At 71.6% G+C, this 19,803-nt stretch carries 23 protein-coding genes; 11 read left to right on the forward strand and 12 right to left on the reverse strand.

Going from position 1 to position 19,803, the window contains the following annotated elements; genetic code table 11:
* Positions 1-74: 74 nt before the first annotated feature.
* Complete coding sequence (locus EDF64_RS12090) at positions 75-3,497, reverse strand: DEAD/DEAH box helicase (protein WP_166645714.1); 3,423 nt, start codon at positions 3,495-3,497, stop codon at positions 75-77.
* Between the two features lie 61 nt (positions 3,498-3,558).
* Between EDF64_RS12090 and EDF64_RS12095 the strand changes: the two genes are divergently transcribed.
* Together EDF64_RS12095 and EDF64_RS12100 are read left to right on the forward strand one after the other, a co-directional pair.
* Positions 3,559-3,864 carry a hypothetical protein gene (locus tag EDF64_RS12095; RefSeq protein WP_166645715.1) on the forward strand — a complete coding sequence of 102 codons (306 nt, stop codon included), beginning with the start codon at positions 3,559-3,561 and terminating at the stop codon, positions 3,862-3,864.
* 94 nt (positions 3,865-3,958) lie between these two features.
* Positions 3,959-4,408 (forward strand): BLUF domain-containing protein, encoded by a 450-nt coding sequence (locus tag EDF64_RS12100; RefSeq protein ID WP_133520247.1) that lies wholly within the window; start codon positions 3,959-3,961, stop codon positions 4,406-4,408.
* Between the two features lie 120 nt (positions 4,409-4,528).
* Here EDF64_RS12100 and EDF64_RS18230 read toward each other — a convergent pair whose 3' ends face one another.
* The 3 genes from EDF64_RS18230 to EDF64_RS12110 all read right to left on the reverse strand — a co-directional run bounded on the left by EDF64_RS18230 (position 4,529) and on the right by EDF64_RS12110 (position 7,076).
* A complete protein-coding gene (locus EDF64_RS18230; RefSeq protein WP_166645716.1) occupies positions 4,529-4,705 on the reverse strand; it encodes a hypothetical protein in 177 nt (58 codons plus the stop codon).
* Positions 4,706-4,723: 18 nt separating this feature from the next.
* Entirely contained in the window at positions 4,724-5,380 is a 657-nt protein-coding gene (locus tag EDF64_RS12105) for a M23 family metallopeptidase (RefSeq protein WP_166645717.1), read from the reverse strand.
* A gap of 265 nt (positions 5,381-5,645) precedes the next feature.
* The gene (locus tag EDF64_RS12110) at positions 5,646-7,076 is read right to left on the reverse strand and encodes an amino acid permease (RefSeq protein WP_133520249.1); all 1,431 of its coding nucleotides are present in this window, start codon (positions 7,074-7,076) and stop codon (positions 5,646-5,648) included.
* 260 nt (positions 7,077-7,336) lie between these two features.
* Here EDF64_RS12110 and EDF64_RS12115 point away from each other — a divergent pair, with 260 nt between their 5' ends.
* Positions 7,337-7,825 carry a DUF427 domain-containing protein gene (locus EDF64_RS12115; protein WP_133520250.1) on the forward strand — a complete coding sequence of 163 codons (489 nt, stop codon included), beginning with the start codon at positions 7,337-7,339 and terminating at the stop codon, positions 7,823-7,825.
* 12 nt (positions 7,826-7,837) lie between these two features.
* Here the strand turns inward: EDF64_RS12115 and EDF64_RS12120 are convergent, their stop codons facing one another.
* A complete protein-coding gene (locus EDF64_RS12120; RefSeq protein ID WP_133520251.1) occupies positions 7,838-8,170 on the reverse strand; it encodes a hypothetical protein in 333 nt (110 codons plus the stop codon).
* 95 nt (positions 8,171-8,265) lie between these two features.
* Between EDF64_RS12120 and EDF64_RS12125 the strand changes: the two genes are divergently transcribed.
* The 3 genes from EDF64_RS12125 (at position 8,266) to EDF64_RS12135 (ending at position 9,686) form a co-directional block, all read left to right on the forward strand.
* Entirely contained in the window at positions 8,266-8,646 is a 381-nt protein-coding gene (locus tag EDF64_RS12125; RefSeq protein ID WP_133520252.1) for a DoxX family protein, read from the forward strand.
* Positions 8,646-9,122 carry a DUF6264 family protein gene (locus tag EDF64_RS12130; protein ID WP_432207028.1) on the forward strand — a complete coding sequence of 159 codons (477 nt, stop codon included), beginning with the start codon at positions 8,646-8,648 and terminating at the stop codon, positions 9,120-9,122. Before EDF64_RS12125 ends, EDF64_RS12130 begins: the two co-directional genes overlap by 1 nt.
* Positions 9,123-9,236: 114 nt before the next feature.
* Positions 9,237-9,686 (forward strand): hypothetical protein, encoded by a 450-nt coding sequence (locus EDF64_RS12135; protein WP_133520254.1) that lies wholly within the window; start codon positions 9,237-9,239, stop codon positions 9,684-9,686.
* Between the two features lie 8 nt (positions 9,687-9,694).
* Here the strand turns inward: EDF64_RS12135 and EDF64_RS12140 are convergent, their stop codons facing one another.
* Entirely contained in the window at positions 9,695-10,315 is a 621-nt protein-coding gene (locus tag EDF64_RS12140; protein WP_133520255.1) for a hypothetical protein, read from the reverse strand.
* Positions 10,316-10,457: 142 nt separating this feature from the next.
* Complete coding sequence (locus tag EDF64_RS12145) at positions 10,458-11,918, reverse strand: APC family permease (protein WP_133520256.1); 1,461 nt, start codon at positions 11,916-11,918, stop codon at positions 10,458-10,460.
* 132 nt (positions 11,919-12,050) lie between these two features.
* Between EDF64_RS12145 and EDF64_RS12150 the strand changes: the two genes are divergently transcribed.
* Positions 12,051-12,479 (forward strand): DUF6892 domain-containing protein, encoded by a 429-nt coding sequence (locus EDF64_RS12150; protein WP_133520257.1) that lies wholly within the window; start codon positions 12,051-12,053, stop codon positions 12,477-12,479.
* Positions 12,480-12,611: 132 nt separating this feature from the next.
* Here EDF64_RS12150 and EDF64_RS12155 read toward each other — a convergent pair whose 3' ends face one another.
* Both EDF64_RS12155 and EDF64_RS12160 read right to left on the reverse strand, forming a co-directional pair.
* Positions 12,612-13,232 (reverse strand): hypothetical protein, encoded by a 621-nt coding sequence (locus EDF64_RS12155; RefSeq protein ID WP_133520258.1) that lies wholly within the window; start codon positions 13,230-13,232, stop codon positions 12,612-12,614.
* 43 nt (positions 13,233-13,275) lie between these two features.
* Positions 13,276-14,478: a glycosyltransferase gene (locus EDF64_RS12160; RefSeq protein ID WP_133520259.1), complete on the reverse strand. Its 1,203-nt coding sequence runs from the start codon at positions 14,476-14,478 to the stop codon at positions 13,276-13,278.
* Positions 14,479-14,585: 107 nt separating this feature from the next.
* Here EDF64_RS12160 and EDF64_RS12165 point away from each other — a divergent pair, with 107 nt between their 5' ends.
* Together EDF64_RS12165 and EDF64_RS12170 are read left to right on the forward strand one after the other, a co-directional pair.
* On the forward strand, positions 14,586-14,777 hold the full coding sequence (locus tag EDF64_RS12165; protein ID WP_133520260.1) for an antitoxin VbhA family protein: 192 nt from the start codon (positions 14,586-14,588) through the stop codon (positions 14,775-14,777).
* Positions 14,774-15,376, forward strand: coding sequence for a Fic/DOC family protein (locus EDF64_RS12170; protein WP_133520261.1), 603 nt, complete (start codon positions 14,774-14,776; stop codon positions 15,374-15,376). Before EDF64_RS12165 ends, EDF64_RS12170 begins: the two co-directional genes overlap by 4 nt.
* A 13-nt stretch (positions 15,377-15,389) precedes the next feature.
* Here the strand turns inward: EDF64_RS12170 and EDF64_RS12175 are convergent, their stop codons facing one another.
* Positions 15,390-16,256 (reverse strand): DUF429 domain-containing protein, encoded by an 867-nt coding sequence (locus EDF64_RS12175; protein WP_133520262.1) that lies wholly within the window; start codon positions 16,254-16,256, stop codon positions 15,390-15,392.
* Positions 16,257-16,321: 65 nt separating this feature from the next.
* Here EDF64_RS12175 and ligD point away from each other — a divergent pair, with 65 nt between their 5' ends.
* Complete coding sequence (gene ligD / locus EDF64_RS12180) at positions 16,322-17,341, forward strand: non-homologous end-joining DNA ligase (protein ID WP_133520263.1); 1,020 nt, start codon at positions 16,322-16,324, stop codon at positions 17,339-17,341.
* 9 nt (positions 17,342-17,350) lie between these two features.
* Here ligD and EDF64_RS18235 read toward each other — a convergent pair whose 3' ends face one another.
* Together EDF64_RS18235 and EDF64_RS12185 are read right to left on the reverse strand one after the other, a co-directional pair.
* On the reverse strand, positions 17,351-17,494 hold the full coding sequence (locus EDF64_RS18235; RefSeq protein ID WP_166645718.1) for a hypothetical protein: 144 nt from the start codon (positions 17,492-17,494) through the stop codon (positions 17,351-17,353).
* Positions 17,495-17,603: 109 nt separating this feature from the next.
* Positions 17,604-18,647 (reverse strand): ATP-dependent DNA ligase, encoded by a 1,044-nt coding sequence (locus tag EDF64_RS12185; RefSeq protein WP_133520264.1) that lies wholly within the window; start codon positions 18,645-18,647, stop codon positions 17,604-17,606.
* 99 nt (positions 18,648-18,746) lie between these two features.
* On the opposite strand from EDF64_RS12185, the gene EDF64_RS12190 reads away from it, so the two are divergent.
* Entirely contained in the window at positions 18,747-19,790 is a 1,044-nt protein-coding gene (locus EDF64_RS12190) for an MBL fold metallo-hydrolase (RefSeq protein WP_166645719.1), read from the forward strand.
* Positions 19,791-19,803: the final 13 nt, after the last annotated feature.

Genomic DNA, 19,803 nt, shown 5'->3' on the forward strand with positions numbered 1-19,803 from the left:
TTGTGCGGAGGCACCGCGAACCACGCACCGCGAACCACGCGCCACGAGCGAGCGCGCCGCGCCACGAACCGCGCTCACTCCAGCAGCGAACGGATGTCGTCGGCCGTCAGGTCGTCGGCGAACAGCGCGTCGTCGTCGATCATCGTGGCGAACAGCTCGGCCTTCTTCGCCGCGAGCGCGAGGACCTTCTCCTCGATGGTGTCCTCCGCGATGAACCGCTGCACGTTCACGGACCGCGTCTGCCCGATGCGGTGCGTGCGGTCGACCGCCTGGTTCTCGGCCGCGGGGTTCCACCACGGGTCGAGCACGAACACGGTGTCGGCCTCGGTCAGGGTCAGCCCGAACCCGCCGGCCTTGAGCGAGATGAGGAACGCCGGCGCGGTGCCGGTCCGGAAGCGGTCGATGACCTCGGGCCGACGCCGGGTGGAGCCGTCGAGGTACTCGTACCCGATGCCGCGGTCGTCGAGCGCGGTGGCGACCATGCGGAGGAACGACGTGAACTGGCTGAACACCAGGGCGCGGCGGCCCTCGGCGGCGAGCTGCTCGAGTTCGTCGAGCAGCAGTTCCAATTTCGCCGAGGAGAGATCATCACGAGACCCGTCGACCAGCGCCGGGGACAACGCCAGCATCCGCAGCAGCGTCAGCGACCGGAACACGATCATCCGGTTCCGGGCCAGGTCGTCGATGAGGTCGAGCACCTTGAGACGCTCCCGGTTCAGCGTCCGCTCGTACAGGGCCCGGTGCTCGGGGTCGAGCGTCACCCGGACGACCTGCTCCTGCTTCGGTGGCAGGTCGGCGGCGACGCTCTCCTTCGTCCGTCGGAGCATGAGCGGCCGGATCCGCCGCCGCAGCCGCTCGGTGAGTTCCTGGCGCGCGACCCCGCGGAGGTCGGGGGAGGCCAGCGGCTTCACGTAGTCGTCGCCGAACCGCGACCACGACGACAGCAGCCCGGGCGCGACGACGTGGAACAGCGCCCAGAGGTCGGTCAGCCCGTTCTCGAGCGGCGTCCCCGTGATCGCGAACTTCACCGGCGCACGGATTTCGACGGCGGCCCGGTGCGTCTGCGACTGCGGGTTCTTCACGAACTGGGCCTCGTCGAGCACGAGCGCGGACCACGGCAGGTCGGTGTAGGCGGTGGCGTCGAGCCGGAGCAGCGCGTACGAGGTGACGACCACGTCCGACGCGGCCGCCGCCCGCGCCACCCGAGCCAGGTCCTTCAGCGAGGTCGCCGTCACCGTGGTGACCCGGAGCGAGGGGGTGAACTTCGCCGCCTCGGCCGCCCAGTTGCCGACGACGGAGGTCGGCGCGACCACGAGGAACGGCGGCCCGTCCGGTGATGTCTGCCGGGCAGCGGCGACCATCGCGAGCACCTGCAGCGTCTTGCCGAGCCCCATGTCGTCGGCGAGCACCCCGCCGATGCCGTGCGACAGCAGGAACGACAGCCACGCGTACCCGGCGTGCTGGTACGGCCGGAGCTCCGCGTGCACCGTCGCCGGCACGGGGACCGACTCCGGCGGGGTCGCCCCGAGCAGCCCGGACGCGATCGTCTGCCACCGCTCGTCGTGCGAGGTCTCGTCGGCGAGCTGGTCGAACTCCGACCAGAGCCCGGCCTGCAGCGGCGTGACCGTCATCGGCTGGTCGGGCTCCCACTCGTCGAGGTCGCGCGCCTCGTCGATGAGCTCCTTCAGCCGGTCGAACGCGGGGTCCCCGAGCGACAGGTACGAGTTGTCGATCAGCTTCATCCGCCGGTCGCGCTTCGCGAGCGCCCGCAGCAGCGGCGTGAACGGCACCTGCTTGCCGTTCACGGTCACGAAGATGCCGAGGTCGAACCAGTCGTGCTTCTCGGACGGCATCGTCGTGACCGTGATGTGCGGCCGTCCGGTCAGCCGCTCGTAGTCGACGCGCTCGCCCTGCACCACGGTGCGGACGCCGAGCGCGGGGAGCGCCGGCAGCAGCTCGGTCGCGAACACCGCGACGTCGGCGCCGTCGACGGTGCCGTCCACGAACCAGTCCAGTCCGCCCCCGGGGCCAGTGCCGGTGGCGGGGCCAGTGCCAGGGCCTGGAGGCGCGACTCGGCCCGCGTCGTCGGCCGCCGTCGCCGACGTGGTCGGCTCCACGGCGTCGTCGGCCGCCGTCGCCGACGTGGTCGGCTCCACCGCGTCGTCCGCCGCGCGCAGACCGCTCAGGTCCGGCAGTGGGCCGTGCAGCGCGACCGGGTCCTTCCGGCCGTCGACGTGCCAGCGCCACTGCAGGTGCACACGGTCGTCGGTCCGGGGTGCTCGTGCGGGCTCGAAGGTCGCCGTGAGCACGAGCTCGGGCGGCGTGCGTTCGGGGAGCGCGATCGAACCGTCGGAGCTGACGAGCCCGAGGGCACCGCGGAGCTTCGGCGACCAGTCGGCCAGGAACTCGTCGACCTCGGCCGCGGGCACCGTGATGCGTGCGCCCTCGACCAGCATGCGGCGCTGGTCCTCCGGCACGGGGCCGGGCGTCGGGGCGAACACGACGTGGAACTCGGGGCTCTCGCGGAACACGTAGAGCCCGTGGTCGCCGATCATCCGGGCGGCGCCGTCGACCACGGGCCGGCCGTCGAGCACCGCGCTCGCGCCGAGGACCAGGCCGTCGTCGTGCCGCGCTGAATCGGTGTTCCGCGAGACGTCGAGGAGCACCCGGGCCTCGGTCCCGAGCGCCGCACCGCCCTCGCGCTTGCCGGTGACGAACGCGATCCCCAACCCGTGCGCCTGCGCGAGCAGCGGCCAGAGCAGCGGGCTACCGAAGTCGTCGAGGTGGATCCAGTCGGCCTCGCCCGGCAACCCGGCGAGCTGCCCCGCACGGTGGAGCGCGGCGAACTGCAGGAACCAGCCGTGCTGTTCGGGGGAGAGGCCGAACCGGTTCATCGAGTACGGGAGCGTGCCCCACGTCAGCTGCCCGCGCACCCAGTTGCCGGCGTCGCTGCGGGTCACCGGGCGGACGCCGAGCCGCACCGACCGCGAGGCCGTGGGCAGCGCCCGACCGGCCGCCCGCGCGCGGGACGCGAGCCGGGCCGACACGGCGTCACGCAACTCGAACTGCAGACCCATCGGCGTGCCCTGCGGGGTGACGACCTGCTCGTCGTCACCGGCGAGGCGGGCGAGGTCGTGCCTCCAGTCAGAAGGCGGCGGAGCCGGCGCTTCGGAACGTGGGCCGGCCGCGGCGGCGAGGGCTCGGGCGTTGACGGTGAGGAGCGCGGCGGCGACGTGCTTGCACTCGCCGCCGAGGGGGCAGCTGCACGTGCTGCGGACGGGGCGGACGAACTCGCCGCGTGCCGGGGTGGTCTCGACGCGGACGTCGTACGGGTCGTCGGCCGAGCCGGAGACCGACGCGGTGACCGTGCCGTCGTCGTCGTGCCAGTCGGCGTCGTCGACCAGGCCGGCGCGGACGAGGTCGCGTGCCCGGCCGAACGCCTGCGGCCCGACGAAACGGATGACGTCGACGGCGTCGATCATCGGGGCGGCTGGCACGCGTCGAGTCTGCCAGGTGCCACCGACCGCGGCGGCTCGCGGCCGGAGCCATACTGGGACGGTGACGACCATGCGAGGCGAACTGCGATCCACGGCCACCCGAGAAGCCGAGGGCAGTGGGGACGACATCGAATCGGCTCGGCAGGCCGCGATCGCGGCGCTCGACCTGGACGGCTTCGAGCTGCAGCAGATCAACGCGGTGACGAGCAAGGCGACCGGGGAGAGCACCGTGCGCGCGGTCGCGCGGGCACGGGACACGAAGCCGCACGAGGCGACGGGCAAGGACTACGCGGACGCGCTGCGGGCGTTCCGCGAGTCGATCCCGGAGGGGTGGCAGGCGCAGAACATGCGTGAGGTGCGGCAGTAGGCGTTCTGCTGCTGACCGCATCGACCCGTTCTGGGGGCGTCGGGCCGCGTCCATCCCCGGCAGGATCGATGACGGTCCGTCCGGAGGGAGTCGCATGCTGCATTCACTGGTCTACATGAGCTCGGCGTCCGAGCCGTTCGACGAGGACGCCCTGGCGGCGGTGCTCGAGCACGCGCGCGAGCGGAACGGCGCCGACGGCCTCACCGGCATGCTCGTGCACCGGGCCGGCCGCTTCATGCAGCTGCTCGAGGGCCCGTACGACGCCGTGCTCGCGACCTACGCCCGGATCGTCGAGGACCCCCGTCACGAAGAGGTCCGGCTGCTCGTCGAGGAGTCGATCCACACGCGGCGCTTCCCGGAGTGGTCGATGGCGTACGACCGCGAGTCCGACGGGGGCGACGTGCCCGAGGGGTTCAGCGGGTTCCTCGCGGCGGGGGACCAGAGCGCGGACACGAGCCGGCCGCGCGAGCTCCTCCGCTGGTTCCGGAACCACCCGATGGCGGACCCGACGGCGTCGAAGGGCAAGCACCGCCGCGAGGGGTGAGCCCCGGGGCGGCCGTACGCTGCTGCGTCAGGCGCCGAGGGGCTCGCTGGAGTCCGTCCGACAGCGCGGAAGACCCCCCGCCGACCGTGGTCGGCGGGGGGTCTTCGTGTCCTCGGCGGGTCAGTAGACCTTGCGGATGTAGCTGATGCAGATGTCGATCTCGACCGTCAGGAGCGAGTCCTGCTTGAGGAAGCGCTGCAGGAGTTGGACGTGCGACGGGCTGCCGATGCGGGAACGGTTCGCCGGGCCGACGATGTGGACGTCCTCGGTCTCAGCCGACTTGATGATCTTGAACACGTGATGCCTCTCAGTCGGTCAGGCTGCGGGCCAGACCTGGCGGATGTAGCTCTTGCAGATGTCGATCTCGACCGTCAGCAGGTCGCTCGACCGCTGGAACCGCTCGAGCAGTCCGGCGTGCGTGGCGTTGCTGACGTGGACCTTGCCGGCGGGACCGACGATCCACACCCGCCCGGTCTCGTTCGCCTTGATGAGCTTGAACATGTCGTCGTCGTCTCCGGTGCTGGGGTTGGTCGGGGTGGGCGCCGGCTTGCCCGGGTTGAGGCGAGCCGTCGTGATGACCTTCGCGGGGTCCTGGTTCTGGCCGTTGACGAGGTACTCGAGGTGCAGGTGCGGCCCCGTGACCTTGCCCGTGTCTCCGACCTGGCCGAGGAGCGTCCCCAGCTCGATGGTCTGTCCGGTCTTGACCGTGATGCTCCCGGCGACCATGTGGTTGTAGCTCGTGACGAAGCCGCCGCCGTGGTCGATCCGGACCTGGTTGCCCCACCCGCTGTTCGCCCCCGCGAACGCCACCTTGCCGCCGGCGCAGGCGTGGATGTTGACGCCTGCGCCCGCTCGGTAGTCGACGCCCCAGTGCATCTTGCGGATGCCGTCCACCGGGTGCACGCGCATGCCGTACGGCGAACTGACGCCCCACGCCTGCGTGAACGGGAAGACGAACGCCGGAGCTGCCAACGCTGGGACTGTTCGGAAGATCTCTGTGACGGAGGCTGCTGCTGCCACTCCGGCTGCGCCGGTGAGCAGCATCCTTCGTGACATCCCCCCTTGTTTCTGTGTATGCACACAGGGAGTCTGTCGCACCATCCGGAACCGCCGCAGTCCTCGTTTCGGAGGACATGAAGTTTCGTCGAGTCAGGTGCCGGTGCCGTCGCGACCGGTGTCGACGCGACCGGTGCCGCCGCGACCGCCGCCGCCGCGACCGGTGCCGTCGCGACCGGGGTCAGTCGCCGAGGGGCTTGCCGGTCGTCTCGCCCGTCGCCAGCTTGCTGTGCTTGCGCGAGTAGCCGAAGTACACGCCGAGGCCGATCGCGAACCAGACGGCGAAGCGGACCCAGGTCTCCCACTGCAGGAACGTCACGAGCCACAGCGATGCGATCACGCCGATGATCGGGATCACCGGCATGAACGGCAGCTTGAACTGGCGGTCGAGGTCGGGCTGGCGGTACCGCAGCACGATCACCGCGGAGCAGACCACCACGAAGGCGAGCAGGATGCCGATGTTCGTCAGCTCCGCCACGACGCCGATCGGCAGCACACCCGCCAGGATCGCCGACGCGATGCCGAGGATCCACGTGACCCGGGTCGGCACGTGGCGCTTCGGGTCGGTCTTCGCGAACCACTTCGGCATCAGGCCGTCGCGGCTCATCGAGAACCAGACGCGGCTCGCGCCGAGCATGAAGGTCACGAGGACGGTGATGATGCCGACGATGGCGCCGATCGCGATGACGTTCGCGACACCGCCGAGACCGACCGACGCGAACGCCGACGAGAAGCCCGACGCCGGGTCGATGTCGGTGTACTTCTGCATGCCCGTCAGGACGAGCGTCGCCAGGACGTAGAGGACCATCGAGATGCCGAGGGACAGCAGGATCGCCTTCGGCATGTGCTTCCGGGCGTCGGTGGACTCCTCGGCCGCGGTGGACATCGCGTCGTAGCCGAACACGGCGAAGAACACCGTCGCGGCGCCGGTCATCACGCCGCCGAACCCGAACGGGAAGTACGGGGAGTAGTTCGCGCTGTTGATGTGGAACACGCCGAGCACCACGATGAGCACGACGAGCGCCACCTTGATGCCGACCGCCACGAACTCGAACCGGGCGGCGCTGCGGATGCCGCGGGTGAGCACGAACGCGGTGAGCAGGCAGAGGATGATCGCGAAGACGTCGATCACGTGGCCGTCGCCGGTGCCGGGGGCGCCGAGCATCCAGGCGGGTAGGTCGATGCCGAACTGGCCGACGAGGAACCCGACGTAGCCGGAGATGCCGATCGCGACCACCGCCACGATCGCGGTGTACTCGAGCAGCAGGTCCCAGCCGATGAACCAGCCGACGATCTCGCCGAGGACCGCGTAGCCGTACGTGTACGCGCTGCCGGCCTTCGGGATGAGGCCGGCGAACTCCGCGTACGACAGGGCTGCGGCGGCACTCGCGACACCGGCCACGAGGAAGCTGATGAGGACGGCGGGGCCGGCGACGCCGTTCGCCACCGTGCCGGCGAGGGTGAAGATCCCCGCGCCGATGATGCCGCCGATGCCGATCGCGGTGAGCTGCCAGAGGCCGAGGTGCCGTTTGAGGCCGTCCTCGCCACCGGTCTCGTCGTCGATCGTGTCGATCGGCTTCCGTCGGAAGAGGGTGCGTGTCGTCGTCGTCACGCGCCCACTCTGCTCCTCGGGAGCGCGTTGTGCGCGGTTGGCCGCCCGGCCGCGCGCCCGGCGGGGCGCGCGGGGCGGGGGCCCGTTTCGCGGTGAGCGACAGTTCACGCGCTCGCTGCCGCGTGAACTGTCGCTGGGCCCGAAACTCGGGCGGCGCCGGGGCAGAGAGCCGGGGCAGAGAGGCGGGCGGCGAGGCGGGCGGAACGGCCGGGGGACGGACGCGACGGCGAACCAGCAGGGGCGCGGCGTAGACGGGAGCCATGCGACGACCCACCCGAACCGAACCCGCTGCCGGCCAGGAATCCGTGTGGGACTACCCGCGTCCGCCCGCCGTCGAACCGGTGCACGAGCGCGTGGTGGTGCGGCTCGGCGGGGTCGTGATCGCCGACACGACGGCTGCGGTGCGGGTGCTGGAGACCTCCCACCCGCCGGTGTACTACCTGCCGATGGCCGATCTGGACCTCCGGCCAGCCGACGGCTCGAGCATGTGCGAGTTCAAGGGCCACGCCCGGTACTTCGACGTGGTCGGTGGGGGTGCCGTGGCCTCGCGGGCGGCCTGGAACTACCCGACGCCGGAGCCGGGGTACGAGGTGCTCCGCGACATGGTGGCGATCTACCCGTCGGCGATGGACTCGTGCGAGGTCGGTGGTGAGGTCGTGCAGGCGCAGGAGGGCGACTTCTACGGCGGCTGGATCACGTCGAAGGTCGTCGGGCCGTTCAAGGGCGGGGCGGGCACGCTCGGGTGGTGAGGGTGTGGGCGATCACCGGAACGCGTACGGCGACCAGAACGGCGGCGGGAACGCACCCCCGGTGACGATCACGAGCAACTGCCACACGAGCATCGCCAGCCCGAGCGCCCCGATCACGATCCCGATCCACGACCAGACCCGCACGGCCCGTCGACGCCCCGCGATCGCGATCGCCCGCCACCCGCTCAGCACGCACACCACGCCGAACGCGGCACCGAGCAGGACGTGCCGTCCCGTCGAGGCGGCCGGCACGATGATGCCCATGTAGAACGCGATCGGCCCGAGCAGCACGGCCAGGGTCGCGGGAACGGCGGCTGGCTCGTGGTCCCGCGTGGCTGCTCCCATGCGTCCGAATCTACCGACCGACGAGTCGTGGCGCGCGAGCCGGTCCGATCCAGCGGCAGCGGGCACCGGGCTGGTCGGACGGGCACGATGGAGGCATGCGTTCCTTCCTCCGCGTCCTGCTCGGTCTCGCCCTGGTCTTCGCCGGCACGAGCCACCTCACCTTCGCCCGGCAGGACTTCCGCGCGCAGGTCCCCGAGTTCGTCCCGCTCGACGAGGACACCACCGTCCTCGCCTCGGGCGTCGCCGAGATCGCCCTCGGCAGCGCCCTCGTGCTCGCACCGCGCCGGAGCCGCCGCACCGTCGGGAACGTCGTCGCCCTGTTCTTCGTGGCGGTCTTCCCCGGCAACGTCTCGCAGTGGCTGAACCGTCGCGACGCCTTCGGCCTCGACTCGGACGTCAAGCGCATCGGTCGGCTGTTCGGGCAGCCCCTGCTCATCGCCGCCTCCCTCTGGTCGACGCGCGGGCGGCGAGTGTGATGGCAGCCCGCGCGGGAGTCGGCTCGGACCGGTCGGCACGTGCGCCCGGTCCGGCGTCGGGTGCCGCGTCGGCTGCGGATCCGCTCGGGTCCGGTCCGGCAGCCTTCGGCCGGGAGGCGCGCCACCCCCGGGCAGGGCGCCGCCGCGTCGTCGACGTGGTCGCCACCACGGCGCTGCTGGTCCTGTTGGCCGCCGAGTCGGTCGTCGCCGGGGGCGGGATCGTGTTCCTGTCGCTCGCGTTCGGCTCGTGCGGGGCGCCGGGCAACACCTGCGACGAGGCGTTCGGGGGAGCGGTCGTGTCCGTCGGCCCGGTCTTGGTGGGCCTGGTACTCGTCGCCACCCTGGTCGTGTGCGTGCTCCGTCTCGTGCGGCGGAAGCTGACCTGGCCGTTCGCGTTGCTCGGGATCGCGGCCGTCGTGGCGGTGTTCTTCGGCGCGATCCTGTTGGTGGACAGCGCGATCACGCACGGCATCTGAGGCCGTTCCCGGGCGTCGCAGGTTCTTCCTCCACAGGCGGCGGACAGCGGCGATCGCTCCACAGATGGCTGCTCGACCCTGCGCCGGGGTCGCTCCGGCCGCGACGCTGGGGGCATGCCAGACAACGACATGCTCGACCGCCTCATCCACACCCCGGTCCGGACGGACGACGACGTGGTGGACCTCGTCGACGCGCTCCTCGAACGGCCGCTCACACGACAGTGCTGGGTGCTGTTCCTCGACGAACGCGCCGTGCCGATCTCGTTCGTGATGCCGATCTCGGAGCTCCCGTGGCAACCCGACGAACACGTCGAGGACTTCGCGGCGCTCGCGGCCGACGTCGTGCACCAGCTCGCCGCGGCCGAGGTGGTGCTCGTGTGGGAGCGCCCCGGTGAGTCGCGCCTGTTCCCGGTCGACTGGGAGTGGGTCGACGCCTGCGAGTGCGCGCTGCGCGAGCACGGCGTCCGGATCCGGGCGCAGGTGGCGGTGCACACGGGCGGGACGGCGATCGTCTCCCTCGATGAGCCGGAGGAGACCGGTGAACCGCTCGCCCTGGTGTCGTGACGCCCGGGTCAGCCCTGCGGGGCGGCGTCCGGCACGGTCTCGCCGGTGAGCCCCTCGACGACGGCCTTCGCCTCGGGCCAGAACTTCGCGTAGTGCTCGGGGTCCGAGTTGATCTGCACCGCGTGCGCCATCTGCGTCGGTGTCATGGTCTTCCACCCGGGCACCTTGACGAGCTTCGCGTAGAACATCGAGGCCGCCGTGTACGGGTCCATCCGCTGCGCGTACGTGCCCCACGCGCCGTTGTCCCGCTGCTGGAACAGTCCACGGCTGTCGGGTCCGGCGACGTCACCGTGGTCGATGTTCACCAGGCTGGACTCGCCGATCGCGGTCATCACGCCGACGGCCTGGGTGTGCGGGCCGATCCCGAGCGCCTGGGCGGCCTCGATCACGTACGCGGCGTTGACCAGGCGGTCCTGACAGAAGCCGGCGACGGGTCCGGCGGGGACGACGATCCCGCCGATCGTCTTCGAGGCGACGTCCGGGCACGTGGGCGTCGCCTCGGCGGTGACGGACTTCGCGGCACCGGACAACGAGTTCACGGCGATGACGATCACCACGATGACACCGATGCCGATCGCGACGACGCCCGCACCGAACACCGATGCGAGCGTGATGCCGACGCGGCGCATGGCGGGTCCTCTCGGGCGGGGCGGGTCACGCGGAGCACGAAGAGGCTACGTGCGCCGCCTGGGAACCGCACCCTCCCGAGCGGGGGTGTCGCCGGGTCCGGGGTCGGGTCGTGTCGAATCCGGTCGGGTCGGGTCGGCTGGCTCAGACGTCCCGGTGCTCGTGGTCGTGCGCCTCGCGCTGGACCTTCGTCGGCTCGGTGACCAGCCCGGTCGGAGCCTTCTCGGCCTGCTTCCGCCCGTGCGTGAACCACGTGACGATCCAGAGCAGGACGCCGAGGGCCAGCAGCGCGCCCGCGATCTGGTACTGCTGCGGGTCGCGGCCGGACGAGAACGGCAGGACCAACCACAGGCAGGTGATCACGCCGATCACGGGGATGATCACGCCGGCACGGAAGTGCTTGTGGTCGACCTTGTCGCGACGCAGGACCAGGGCGGACAGGTTCACGACGGCGAACACCGACAGCAGCAGCAGCGACGTGGTCCCACCGAGGACGACGACGATGGGGGAGTCCGGGTCGAGCGAGACCCAGCCGATGAGCAGCAGCGAGATGAAGGTGGTGAAGACGATCGCGCTCGACGGGGTGCGGCGCGTCGGCGAGACGCGGGCGAGGAAGCCGGGCAGGACGCCCTGCTTGCTCATGCCGTACAGCAGCCGCGACGCCATCATCATGTTGATCAGTGCGGTGTTGGCGACCGCGAACATCGAGATGAAGGGCAGCAGGTCGGCGATCGGGAAGTCCGGCGCGGCGGTCTGCACCACGGTGACCAGCGGCGTCTCGTTGCCGGCGAGCTGTCCGATCGGCACGACGGCGACGGCGCAGATGGACACGAGCACGTAGATCACGGCGGTGATGCCGAGGCCGGTGAGCATGACCTTCGGGAAGATGCGCGAGGGCTCCTTCGTCTCCTCGGCCATGTTCACCGAGTCCTCGAACCCGACCATCGCGAAGAACGCCAGCGAGGTCGCGGTGGAGATCGACAGCAGCAGGGACTTGTCCTCCGGTGTGTCGAACATCACGACGCGCGAGAAGTCCGCGTTGCCGCCCGCGATCGCCCAGAAGCCGATGAGGATGACCATCACGAGACCGCTGAGCTCCACGAGGGTGAGGACCACGTTCGTCTTCACGCTCTCGCTCACTCCGCGGAAGTTGATCGCCATCACCATGAGCATGAAGCCCATCGCGATGAGCATCACGACCGCGTTCGGCAGCTCGATGCCGAACCCGGCGCCGAGGTTCGCCGCGAACGCCCGCGACGCCGTCGACGCCGAGGTGATGCCCGAACACATCACGATGAAGGTGACGATGAACGTGACGAAGTGGATCCCGAACGCCTTGTGCACGTACAAGGCGGCGCCGGCGGTCTGCGGGTACTTCGTGACGAGCTCGAGGTACGAGAACGCGGTCAGCAGGGCCACGGCGAATGCGATGAGGAAGGGGAGCCACGCTGCTCCGCCCACCTCCGCCGCGACCTGACCCGTGAGCGCGTAGACGCCCGTGCCGAGGATGTCCCCGACGATGAACAGCAGCAGGAGTTTGGGACCGATGACCCGCTTGAGCTCTGTCTGCTCCTGTTGCGGGCGCTCTGTGTTGGTGGTGGCCATGCGTCAGCCTCTTCCGGGGGACACCATTCTGTCCGCCTTCACAGGAAGCTCCCCGCTGATCGCAACACGGCTGTGTCCTGGGGGACACGTGATCTGCGGACGCCGGGGGACCGGGCCGCTACGCTCCGAGCCATGTACGACGAGTCCACCACCACCGAAGAGCCCATCGAGTTCGCCGACTTCAACGCGAAGCTCCTCGTGCTCGACGTGCTCTGCTACGACCTCGACGTGCTCGAGCCGTACGACGGCGAGGACGACGAGCAGAGCGACGAGGACCTCGACGTCGAGGGGCAGGACGACCGGGCGCGTGAGTACTACGACGACCTCGACCTGCTGCCGTCGCACCTGTCCCTCGTGACGGAGCTCACCGTCGACACCGACCTCCAGGTCCTGCAGGACGTGCACCCAGGCTGGGACGGCTCCGACGACCGCTACGACCCGCAGAACTGGGACGACGTGCTCGACCTGACGGCGCTCACGACCGTGTACGCCGCAGCGCCCCTGCCCGCCCACGTTGTGGAGCGCCTCGCCGCGAAGGGCGTCGAGGTCCGCTCCGCCTGACCCGGCTCAGCCCCGCGTCGCGCGAGGTCGCGGGAACTGCCGCCCGGAGTGCGTCGGAGCTGCACCTCGTGCGACTTCGGTGGGTGCGAGGCGGCATGTCGTGCGACCTGCGCTCGCGCGACCTGCGTGCGTTCAGCTCGTGCAGCGGTTCAGCGCGAGCAGCTGCTCGGTGAACTGCGTCGCGCCGCCCTGCGCCGGGTGCCGGACCGCCACGGCGTCGATGCCCGCCGACGCGAGCGCACCCTGAGCCTTCCGCCCGACCGCGACCACGCGGACGGCACCGGCTCCGCCCCTGCCCGCACCGAGTGCCGACAGCAGCTCGAGCGCGACGGGTGCGCCGTCCCGCACCTCGGCTGGTCGCGGCGTGCGGTTCGTCAGTCGGTCGGCGCCGGCGAACGGGTGGTGCGGGAAGATCGCCCACGCCAGGGGCAGCGGGCCACGCCAGTCCGCGAGCGCAGCCTGCACGACCCGGGACGATGCCTCCCACGGGGCGGTCGGCTCCGGGGGCACGAGGTACTCCGGGCCGAGCTCCCGCATGCTCGTGAACGGCACACCCGTGTTCGTCATGCCGCGCCAGCCCGGGGCCTCGGCGACGAGCAGCGTGTCCGCGCCGTCGGCGACGAGCGACAGGTAGCGCGTCAGGTTCTCGCGACGCAGACGACCCTCGGCCGAGGACACGTCGTACAGCGCCTCGGCGTCCTCGGCGACGGGCACGGCGTCGAGCGCCGCCCAGAACCCCGCGAAGTCCCTCACGACGACACCGACGACACCGACGACACGTGCACGCCCACCCCGCTCACACCCGCACGAGCACGCGACGGTAGACGTCCTCGAGCCCGGCCGCCGACCGCTCCCAGCTGAGCCGCTCCGCGTGCTCCCGACCGGCCGCGGCCAGCCCCGCCGCGTACGCCGCGTCCGTCAGGATCCGCTCGATCTCCGCAGCCCACACCCCGGGATCCCGCGACTCGAGCACGACCCCGGTCTCGCCGTCGACCACGGCCTCACGCAACCCACCGGCAGCGGCGGCCACGACCGGCACCCCGGAAGCGGAGCCCTCGAGCGCGACCAACCCGTACGTCTCGGAGTGCGACGGCACCAGCACGGCTGCCGCGCCGCGGAACAGGAACGCCAGGTCGGCCCGTGACTGCGGACCGATGAAGGTCACGCGGTCCGCGATGCCGTGCGCGGCGGCGAGCCGACGCAGTTCGTCCACGTAGTCGCCCGCCTCACTCGAGGCGTCACCGGCGATGACGAGGGTGGGGCGTGCCTCCAGGCTGATGCCGGCGATCGCCTCGATCGCGAGGTCCAGGCCCTTCAACGGTTGGACGCGTGCCGCGGCGACCACGTACGGGACGTCGGCGCGCCGCGCGCCGCTCGCGGCGGGGCGGAAGACGGACCCGTCGACGCCCGGCGGGACGATCCAGATCCGGCCGTCGTCGCCACCCAGTCGGGTCCGGACGGTCGAGGCCTCGGCCTCGGAGACCACCACGACCGCGTCGGACTCCCGCGCCAGCAGTTCCTCGCCGGCGATGCGACCCGCCGACTCGGGGCGCTCGCCCTCGGACAGCGGCGTCTCGGGGTCGGCGGCGATGGAGTGGAAGGACTGCACGTGCGGGATGCCGCGTTCGCGGGCGACGGGCAGGGCCGCGGCGCCGGAGAACCAGTGGTGCGAGTGCAGCACGTCGAAGGGGCCGAGGCGTTCGAGCTCGTGGCGGAACGGCTCGATGAACGCGTCGTGCTCGCCCTTCGGCACCGGCTCGGCGGGACCGGCGGACAGGAACCGCAGGCAGACGCCGGGCACGAGCGACACCGAGTCCGGCTGCGTCGGCGACGAGCGTCGCGTGATGATGTCGACGTGGTGGCCACGGTCGGCGAGGGCCTCGGCCTGGTGCCGGACGACGACGTTCATGCCGCCGACCTCGCCCGAGCCGGGTTCGTCGCCGGGGGAGGTGTGCAACGACACCAACCCGATGCGCAGGGGTTCGGTGGTGGTGCTCACCGGTCAAGACTAACCGCGCGCCGTGCCGCCGCACCGGATCCGCAGGGTGCAGGAGCGGACCGGCGATCCCCTGGAGTCGGAGCGTCTCGCCGCGTACGATTGACCACATGGCCAAGCGAGTGGTTCGGAGTCTCACCAGTGCGGAGCGCGCCAAGCGGTCCCGCGCGGTCGCGGCGGTCATCCACTCCGGCCGGCTCGAGGGCTTCGCGGACAACCCCGAGTGGATCCGCCAGATGGACCGCTTCGCCAAGGGTGAGATCAGCCGCGAGGAACTCCGGGCCGTCGCGCACCGGCGGTGAGTGTTCGGCCGGACGGCGGCTACCACGACGAGAACTACGTCCTCCGGAACAAGTTCGGCGCGACGAGTCGAGCGGAACTCGCCGCACTCGAAGTCCCCGAGGTGCAGGACCGCGAACTCGACCTCGTGCTCGGCGACGTCGACGGTCTCGACGACCTCCCACCGTCGCAGCGCGTCCGGCGCATCCACGCGCACCTCTTCCAGGACGTCTACGAATGGGCCGGGGAGTACCGGCTCGACGGGATCGCGAAGAACCCGGAGGAACCCTTCCTCGCTCCCGAGCTCATCCCCGCGAGGATGGCCCGGCTCGACGACGAGCTCGATGACGATGACGGCATGTCGACGCGTCCGGTCGAGTTCCTGACCCGACAGTTCGCCGTCCTCAACCACATCCACCCCTTCATGGAGGGGAACGGCCGGACCCAGCGCGAGTTCTGGCGGCAGTACGCCGCGGCGCACGGCATGGTGCTGGACTGGCAGCAGGCCACGACGGCTGAGAACCACCACTCCGCACGAAGGTCGATGCTCGGCGACCTCCGCCCGCTGCGCGAGTTGCTCGAGAAGGTGATCCAGCCCGACCAGCGGCCGGCCGACTGCTGACGGCCACGTCCAGCTACTGCGACGAACCGGCTTCGTGCGGCTCAGCAACGGCAGGGCGCCGCTGCGACGGGCGCGCGGGCGCCACCACGACGGGCTTCCGGCCCGCCTCGTCCAGCGGGTCTGCCGGGAGGCGCGGATCGCCTCCCAGGATCTGCACCCGGTCGTCGCCGTGCCGGTCCCAGAACGCCGCGGTCCAGGCGCACAGGGCACCGTCCAGCAGATCCTCCCGGTGCTTGTGCGTCGGACCGTGGATCCCGGAGGGCTCGGCCAACCCGGCGGTCAGGGGGTGCGAGTCGAGCAGCAGCGGCGGGTCGAGCGGGGTCCCGCGCAGCCGACGGACGAGCTCGTCGAAGGCCTCCGCCCGCCGAGCCCGTGCGGCCGCGGCCGGCACCCGGAGGTCGAGCCGCTTGTACCGGGGCCGCTCCTCGTCGTACCCGAGCTCCTCGACGCCGACGAGCGTCGTGTACGGGTAGCACTCGAACGCCGCAGGGCCGGTGCGTGCGTGCATCGCCGCGGTGTCGGAGACGTACCCGATGCCGAGCGCGGTCAGCCGGTCGAGCAGGCGGGCGCCGGCGCTCGCCGCGGAGGCGAGGTTCGTCGGGTTCGCCGCGACCTTCCACCGGCCGTAGCGCTGTCCGACCTGCCGTTCGGCCTCGCGGATGCCGGTGGGGTTCGTCACCACGAGCGAGGCGTCGACGGCGATCAGGGTGCGCGGGCCGAGGTGCTCCGCGACCCAGTCGGTCACGGCGTCGACCCCGCGAGCCCACCCGGCGTCCGTGATGGTGCCGTCCGCGTCCGCGGCGACGAGGCCGGTCTCGTTCGCGGGCTTCCGCTCGGAGCCGAGCCCCCACGCCAGGTCCACCCCGAGGTACGCCGTCACCCGACCATCCTCGCGCAGGTCGAGCGGGCGGGACACGCCGCCCGTGCACGTGTAGCTTCCGCACCATGGCGAGCGAAGCGACGGTGCTGACCGTGCCCGGGCCCGACGGCGACCGCGAGGTCCGGATCAGCAGTCCCTCCCGCGTGCTCTGGCCGGAGCCAGGCATCACGAAGCTCGACCTCGCGGAGTACCTCGTCACCGTGGGCGATGCGTTCGTCCGGGCGAACGGCGACCGGCCGATCTCGCTGCAGCGGTTCCCCGGCGGCGTCGACGGCGAGCAGTTCTTCTCGAAGAACCCGCCGAAGGGCGCCCCCGACTACGTCCGCGCCGTCACGGTCACCTACCCGAGCGCCCGGAGCCACCCGCAGCTCGTGATCGACGAGCCGGCGGTGGCGGTGTGGGCGGCGCAGATGAACACGGTGGTGTTCCACCCGTGGGCCTCCCGTGCCGAGGACAGCGACCACCCGGACCAGCTCCGGATCGACCTCGACCCGCAGCCGGGGACGGACTTCCACGACACGGTGCCGATCGCGCACGAGCTCCGGAAGGTGCTGGCGGAGGTCGGGCTCACGGCGTGGATCAAGACGAGCGGCAACCGCGGCCTGCACGTGTTCGCGCCGATCCGTCCCGAGCACGAGTTCCTCGACGTGCGGCATGCGGTGATCGCGGCGGCGCGGGAACTCGAACGGCGGATGCCGGACCGGGTGACGACGGCGTGGTGGAAGGAGGAGCGGGGCCAGCGCGTCTTCGTGGACTTCAACCAGGCGAACCGCGACCGGACGATGGCGGGGGCGTACAGCCCGCGTGCCCTGGCGCACGCGGCGGTGTCGACGCCGATCGCGTGGGAGGAAATCGACACCGCGGACCCGACGACGTTCACGATCTGCTCGGTGCCGGAGCGGCTCGCGGCGACGGGCGACCCGTGGGAGTCGATGGGGGAGGACCCGGGGTCGATCGCCCCGTTGCTGGCGTGGTGGGAGCGCGACCTGGAGAACGGCGAGGGCGAGCTGCCGTTCCCGCCGGACTTCCCGAAGATGCCGGGCGAACCGCCTCGCGTGCAGCCGAGCCGCGCGAAGAAGGCCTGAGCCGGAGGGCTACGCGGCGGCGGTCTCTTCGCCGACCAGCTTCGTCTCCGTCACCCGCGTGGTGTGGGTCGGCAGCGAGACGCTCGCCGTGTGCAGCCGCGTCAGTCGCGACCAGGTCGCGCGGTGCGCGTCGCTGATGCCGTCGATGATCATGTCCCGCTCCGTTCTCACTCCTGGCGGCCGCTCCGGGCCGCGAGGACGAAGTTACTAGTTCGGCTAACTACCTTCATCCTAGTGAGCGTCAAACGGACAGCACAAGCAATCAGTTGAGCACGTCTCGCAGATCGTAGGCGGCCGGGACCTCGAGTTGGTCGAACCCGCACGAGCGGGCCTCGCGGTCCGGGCGCCACCGTTCGAACTGCACCGTGTGCCGGAAGCGGTCGCCCTCCATCTGGTCGTAGCGGACCTCGAGCACGCGGTCCGGCGCGAGCCGGACGAACGACGTGTCGCGACCCGACGAGAACCGCGACCGTTCTCCGTCACCCGTGACGGGCCTCCCGTCCGCATCCCGGAGGACCACCGGGTCGAGCTCCTCGACCAACGCGACCCGTCGCTTGTCGGAGAAGGCGGAGACGCCGCCCACCTGCCGCAGCTCGCCGTCGTCGCCGTAGAGGCCGACCAGCAGGGAGCCGACGCCGGTCCCGCTCTTGTGGATGCGGTAGCCGATGGCGACCACGTCGGCGGTGCGGTGGTGCTTCACCTTGAGCATCGACCGCTTGCCCGGCTCGTACGGCTTCGCGCGGGGCTTCGCGACGACGCCGTCGAGCCCGGCCCCCTCGAACGTCGTGAGCCACTCGCGCGCGAGGTCGACGTCGAGCGTCGTCCGGGTGACGAAGAGCGGGTCGGCCAGGCCGTCGGCCAGCGACTCGAGCCGTTCCCGTCGGTCGTCGAACGGGCGGCCGGTCAGGTCTTCGCCGTCGAGCGACAGGACGTCGAACGCCACGAACTGCGCCGGGGTCTCCGCGCTGAGCTTCGCGATCCGCGAGGCCGCCGGGTGGATCCGCTGCGACAGCGCCTCCCAGTCGAGCTTCTCGGCACCGGGTTCGCCCGTGCGGAGCACCACCTCGCCGTCGAACACCACCGGGTGGTCGCGCCCGCCGAACTGCGCCCGGAACGCCTCGACGAGCTCGGGGAAGTAGCGGGTGAGCGGCTTCGCGCCCCGGCTGCCGATCTCGACGTCGTCGCCGTCGACGGTCACGATCCCGCGGAAGCCGTCCCACTTCGGCTCGTACCGCAGCCCGCCTTTCACGCTGTCCGGGTCCGGGACGTCCGCGACGGCCTTGGCGAGCATCGGTGCGATCTCCATGCGACCTGTCTACTCGTCACGACTCCGGGACCCCGCGGCGACCGCCTGGAGGCGCGGGTCACCCCGAGCAGGTCGTCGCGCCTCAGTAGGGTGGTGCGCGTGACGACCGTGCCACCGCCGGCAGCGCCGGCACCGGAACCAATCAGCCCCGTGCAGGCCGCCGCGCTCCGCGACGGCGTCCTGCCGCCCGTCGAGGAGGTCCGGCCCGGCATCTGGACCCTCGCCGTGCCCTTCCGCTTCGGCGTGCCCGACGCCACCCTCGTGTACGTGGTCGAGGGCGCCGACGGGTCGCTCGCCGTGATCGACCCCGGGTGGAGCGGCGACGGCTCGCTCGACGAGCTCCGCGACGGCCTGACGTCGATCGGGCGTCGCCTCGAGGACGTCTCGCTCGTCGCCGTGACGCACCTGCACGCCGACCACCTCGGCGCGGCGGCGGCGATCCGGAACGCCACGGGTGCCCGGGTCGCCATGCACCGGCTCGAGGTCGAGGCGCTCGGCCGCGAACGCGAGGACGCCGTCGCGAACGACGCCGAGATCGCGACGTGGGGCGTGCCGGCCGAGCTGCGGGCCGGCGTGGTCGAGTCCTGGGGGAGCGGGCGGCACATCGGCCTCGGTCGGCTCGTGCAGCCGTACGCGGACCTGCTGCTCGAGGACGGCGACGAACTGCCCGTCGCCGGGCGGTCGATCCGGGCGCTCTGGACGCCCGGGCACACCGCGGGACACCTGTGCTTCGTCGACGAGGCCGACGGGCTGCTCTTCACCGGCGACCACGTGCTGCCCCGGATCAACCCCGGGATCGGGCTCGGTGGGCTGACCACCACGAACCCGCTCGGGGACTACCTCGCGTCGCTCGAACTGCTCGCCGGCATGGACCACCTCGAGGTCTGCCCGGGCCACGAGTACCGGTTCCGGGGTGTCGTCTCGCGGGCGCAGACGCTCGCGCGGCACCGCGAGGAGCGGTCGCGACACGTCGCTGCGGCGCTCGACGCCCTGGACGGACCGACCCTGTTCGAGGTCGCGGCCCGCGTGCCGTTCAGCGGCGGGATCGAGACGATGACGGGGTTCCTGCTCGCGAGCGCCCTGACACAGACGGCGTACCACGCGGCGCTGCTCGGTCGTTCCGACGAGGTCCGCCCCGCCTGACCGGGCAGGGCGA

It is taken from the genome of Curtobacterium flaccumfaciens, from assembly GCF_004361695.1.
GTDB classification, from domain to species: Bacteria; Actinomycetota; Actinomycetes; order Actinomycetales; family Microbacteriaceae; genus Curtobacterium; species Curtobacterium flaccumfaciens_B.

Excerpts from the sequence above, each read along its gene's own strand:
- EDF64_RS12100 (WP_133520247.1), top strand. The coding sequence starts at position 3,959 with ATGCTGCATTCACTGGTCTACATGAGCTCGGCGTCCGAGCCGTTCGAC.
- EDF64_RS12115 (WP_133520250.1), top strand. The coding sequence starts at position 7,337 with ATGCGACGACCCACCCGAACCGAACCCGCTGCCGGCCAGGAATCCGTG.
- EDF64_RS12120 (WP_133520251.1), bottom strand. The coding sequence starts at position 8,170 with ATGGGAGCAGCCACGCGGGACCACGAGCCAGCCGCCGTTCCCGCGACC.
- EDF64_RS12125 (WP_133520252.1), top strand. The coding sequence starts at position 8,266 with ATGCGTTCCTTCCTCCGCGTCCTGCTCGGTCTCGCCCTGGTCTTCGCC.
- EDF64_RS12130 (WP_432207028.1), top strand. The coding sequence starts at position 8,646 with ATGGCAGCCCGCGCGGGAGTCGGCTCGGACCGGTCGGCACGTGCGCCC.
- EDF64_RS12135 (WP_133520254.1), top strand. The coding sequence starts at position 9,237 with ATGCCAGACAACGACATGCTCGACCGCCTCATCCACACCCCGGTCCGG.
- EDF64_RS12140 (WP_133520255.1), bottom strand. The coding sequence starts at position 10,315 with ATGCGCCGCGTCGGCATCACGCTCGCATCGGTGTTCGGTGCGGGCGTC.
- EDF64_RS12145 (WP_133520256.1), bottom strand. The coding sequence starts at position 11,918 with ATGGCCACCACCAACACAGAGCGCCCGCAACAGGAGCAGACAGAGCTC.
- EDF64_RS12150 (WP_133520257.1), top strand. The coding sequence starts at position 12,051 with ATGTACGACGAGTCCACCACCACCGAAGAGCCCATCGAGTTCGCCGAC.
- EDF64_RS12165 (WP_133520260.1), top strand. The coding sequence starts at position 14,586 with ATGGCCAAGCGAGTGGTTCGGAGTCTCACCAGTGCGGAGCGCGCCAAG.
- ligD (WP_133520263.1), top strand. The coding sequence starts at position 16,322 with ATGGCGAGCGAAGCGACGGTGCTGACCGTGCCCGGGCCCGACGGCGAC.
- EDF64_RS18235 (WP_166645718.1), bottom strand. The coding sequence starts at position 17,494 with ATGATCATCGACGGCATCAGCGACGCGCACCGCGCGACCTGGTCGCGA.
- EDF64_RS12185 (WP_133520264.1), bottom strand. The coding sequence starts at position 18,647 with ATGGAGATCGCACCGATGCTCGCCAAGGCCGTCGCGGACGTCCCGGAC.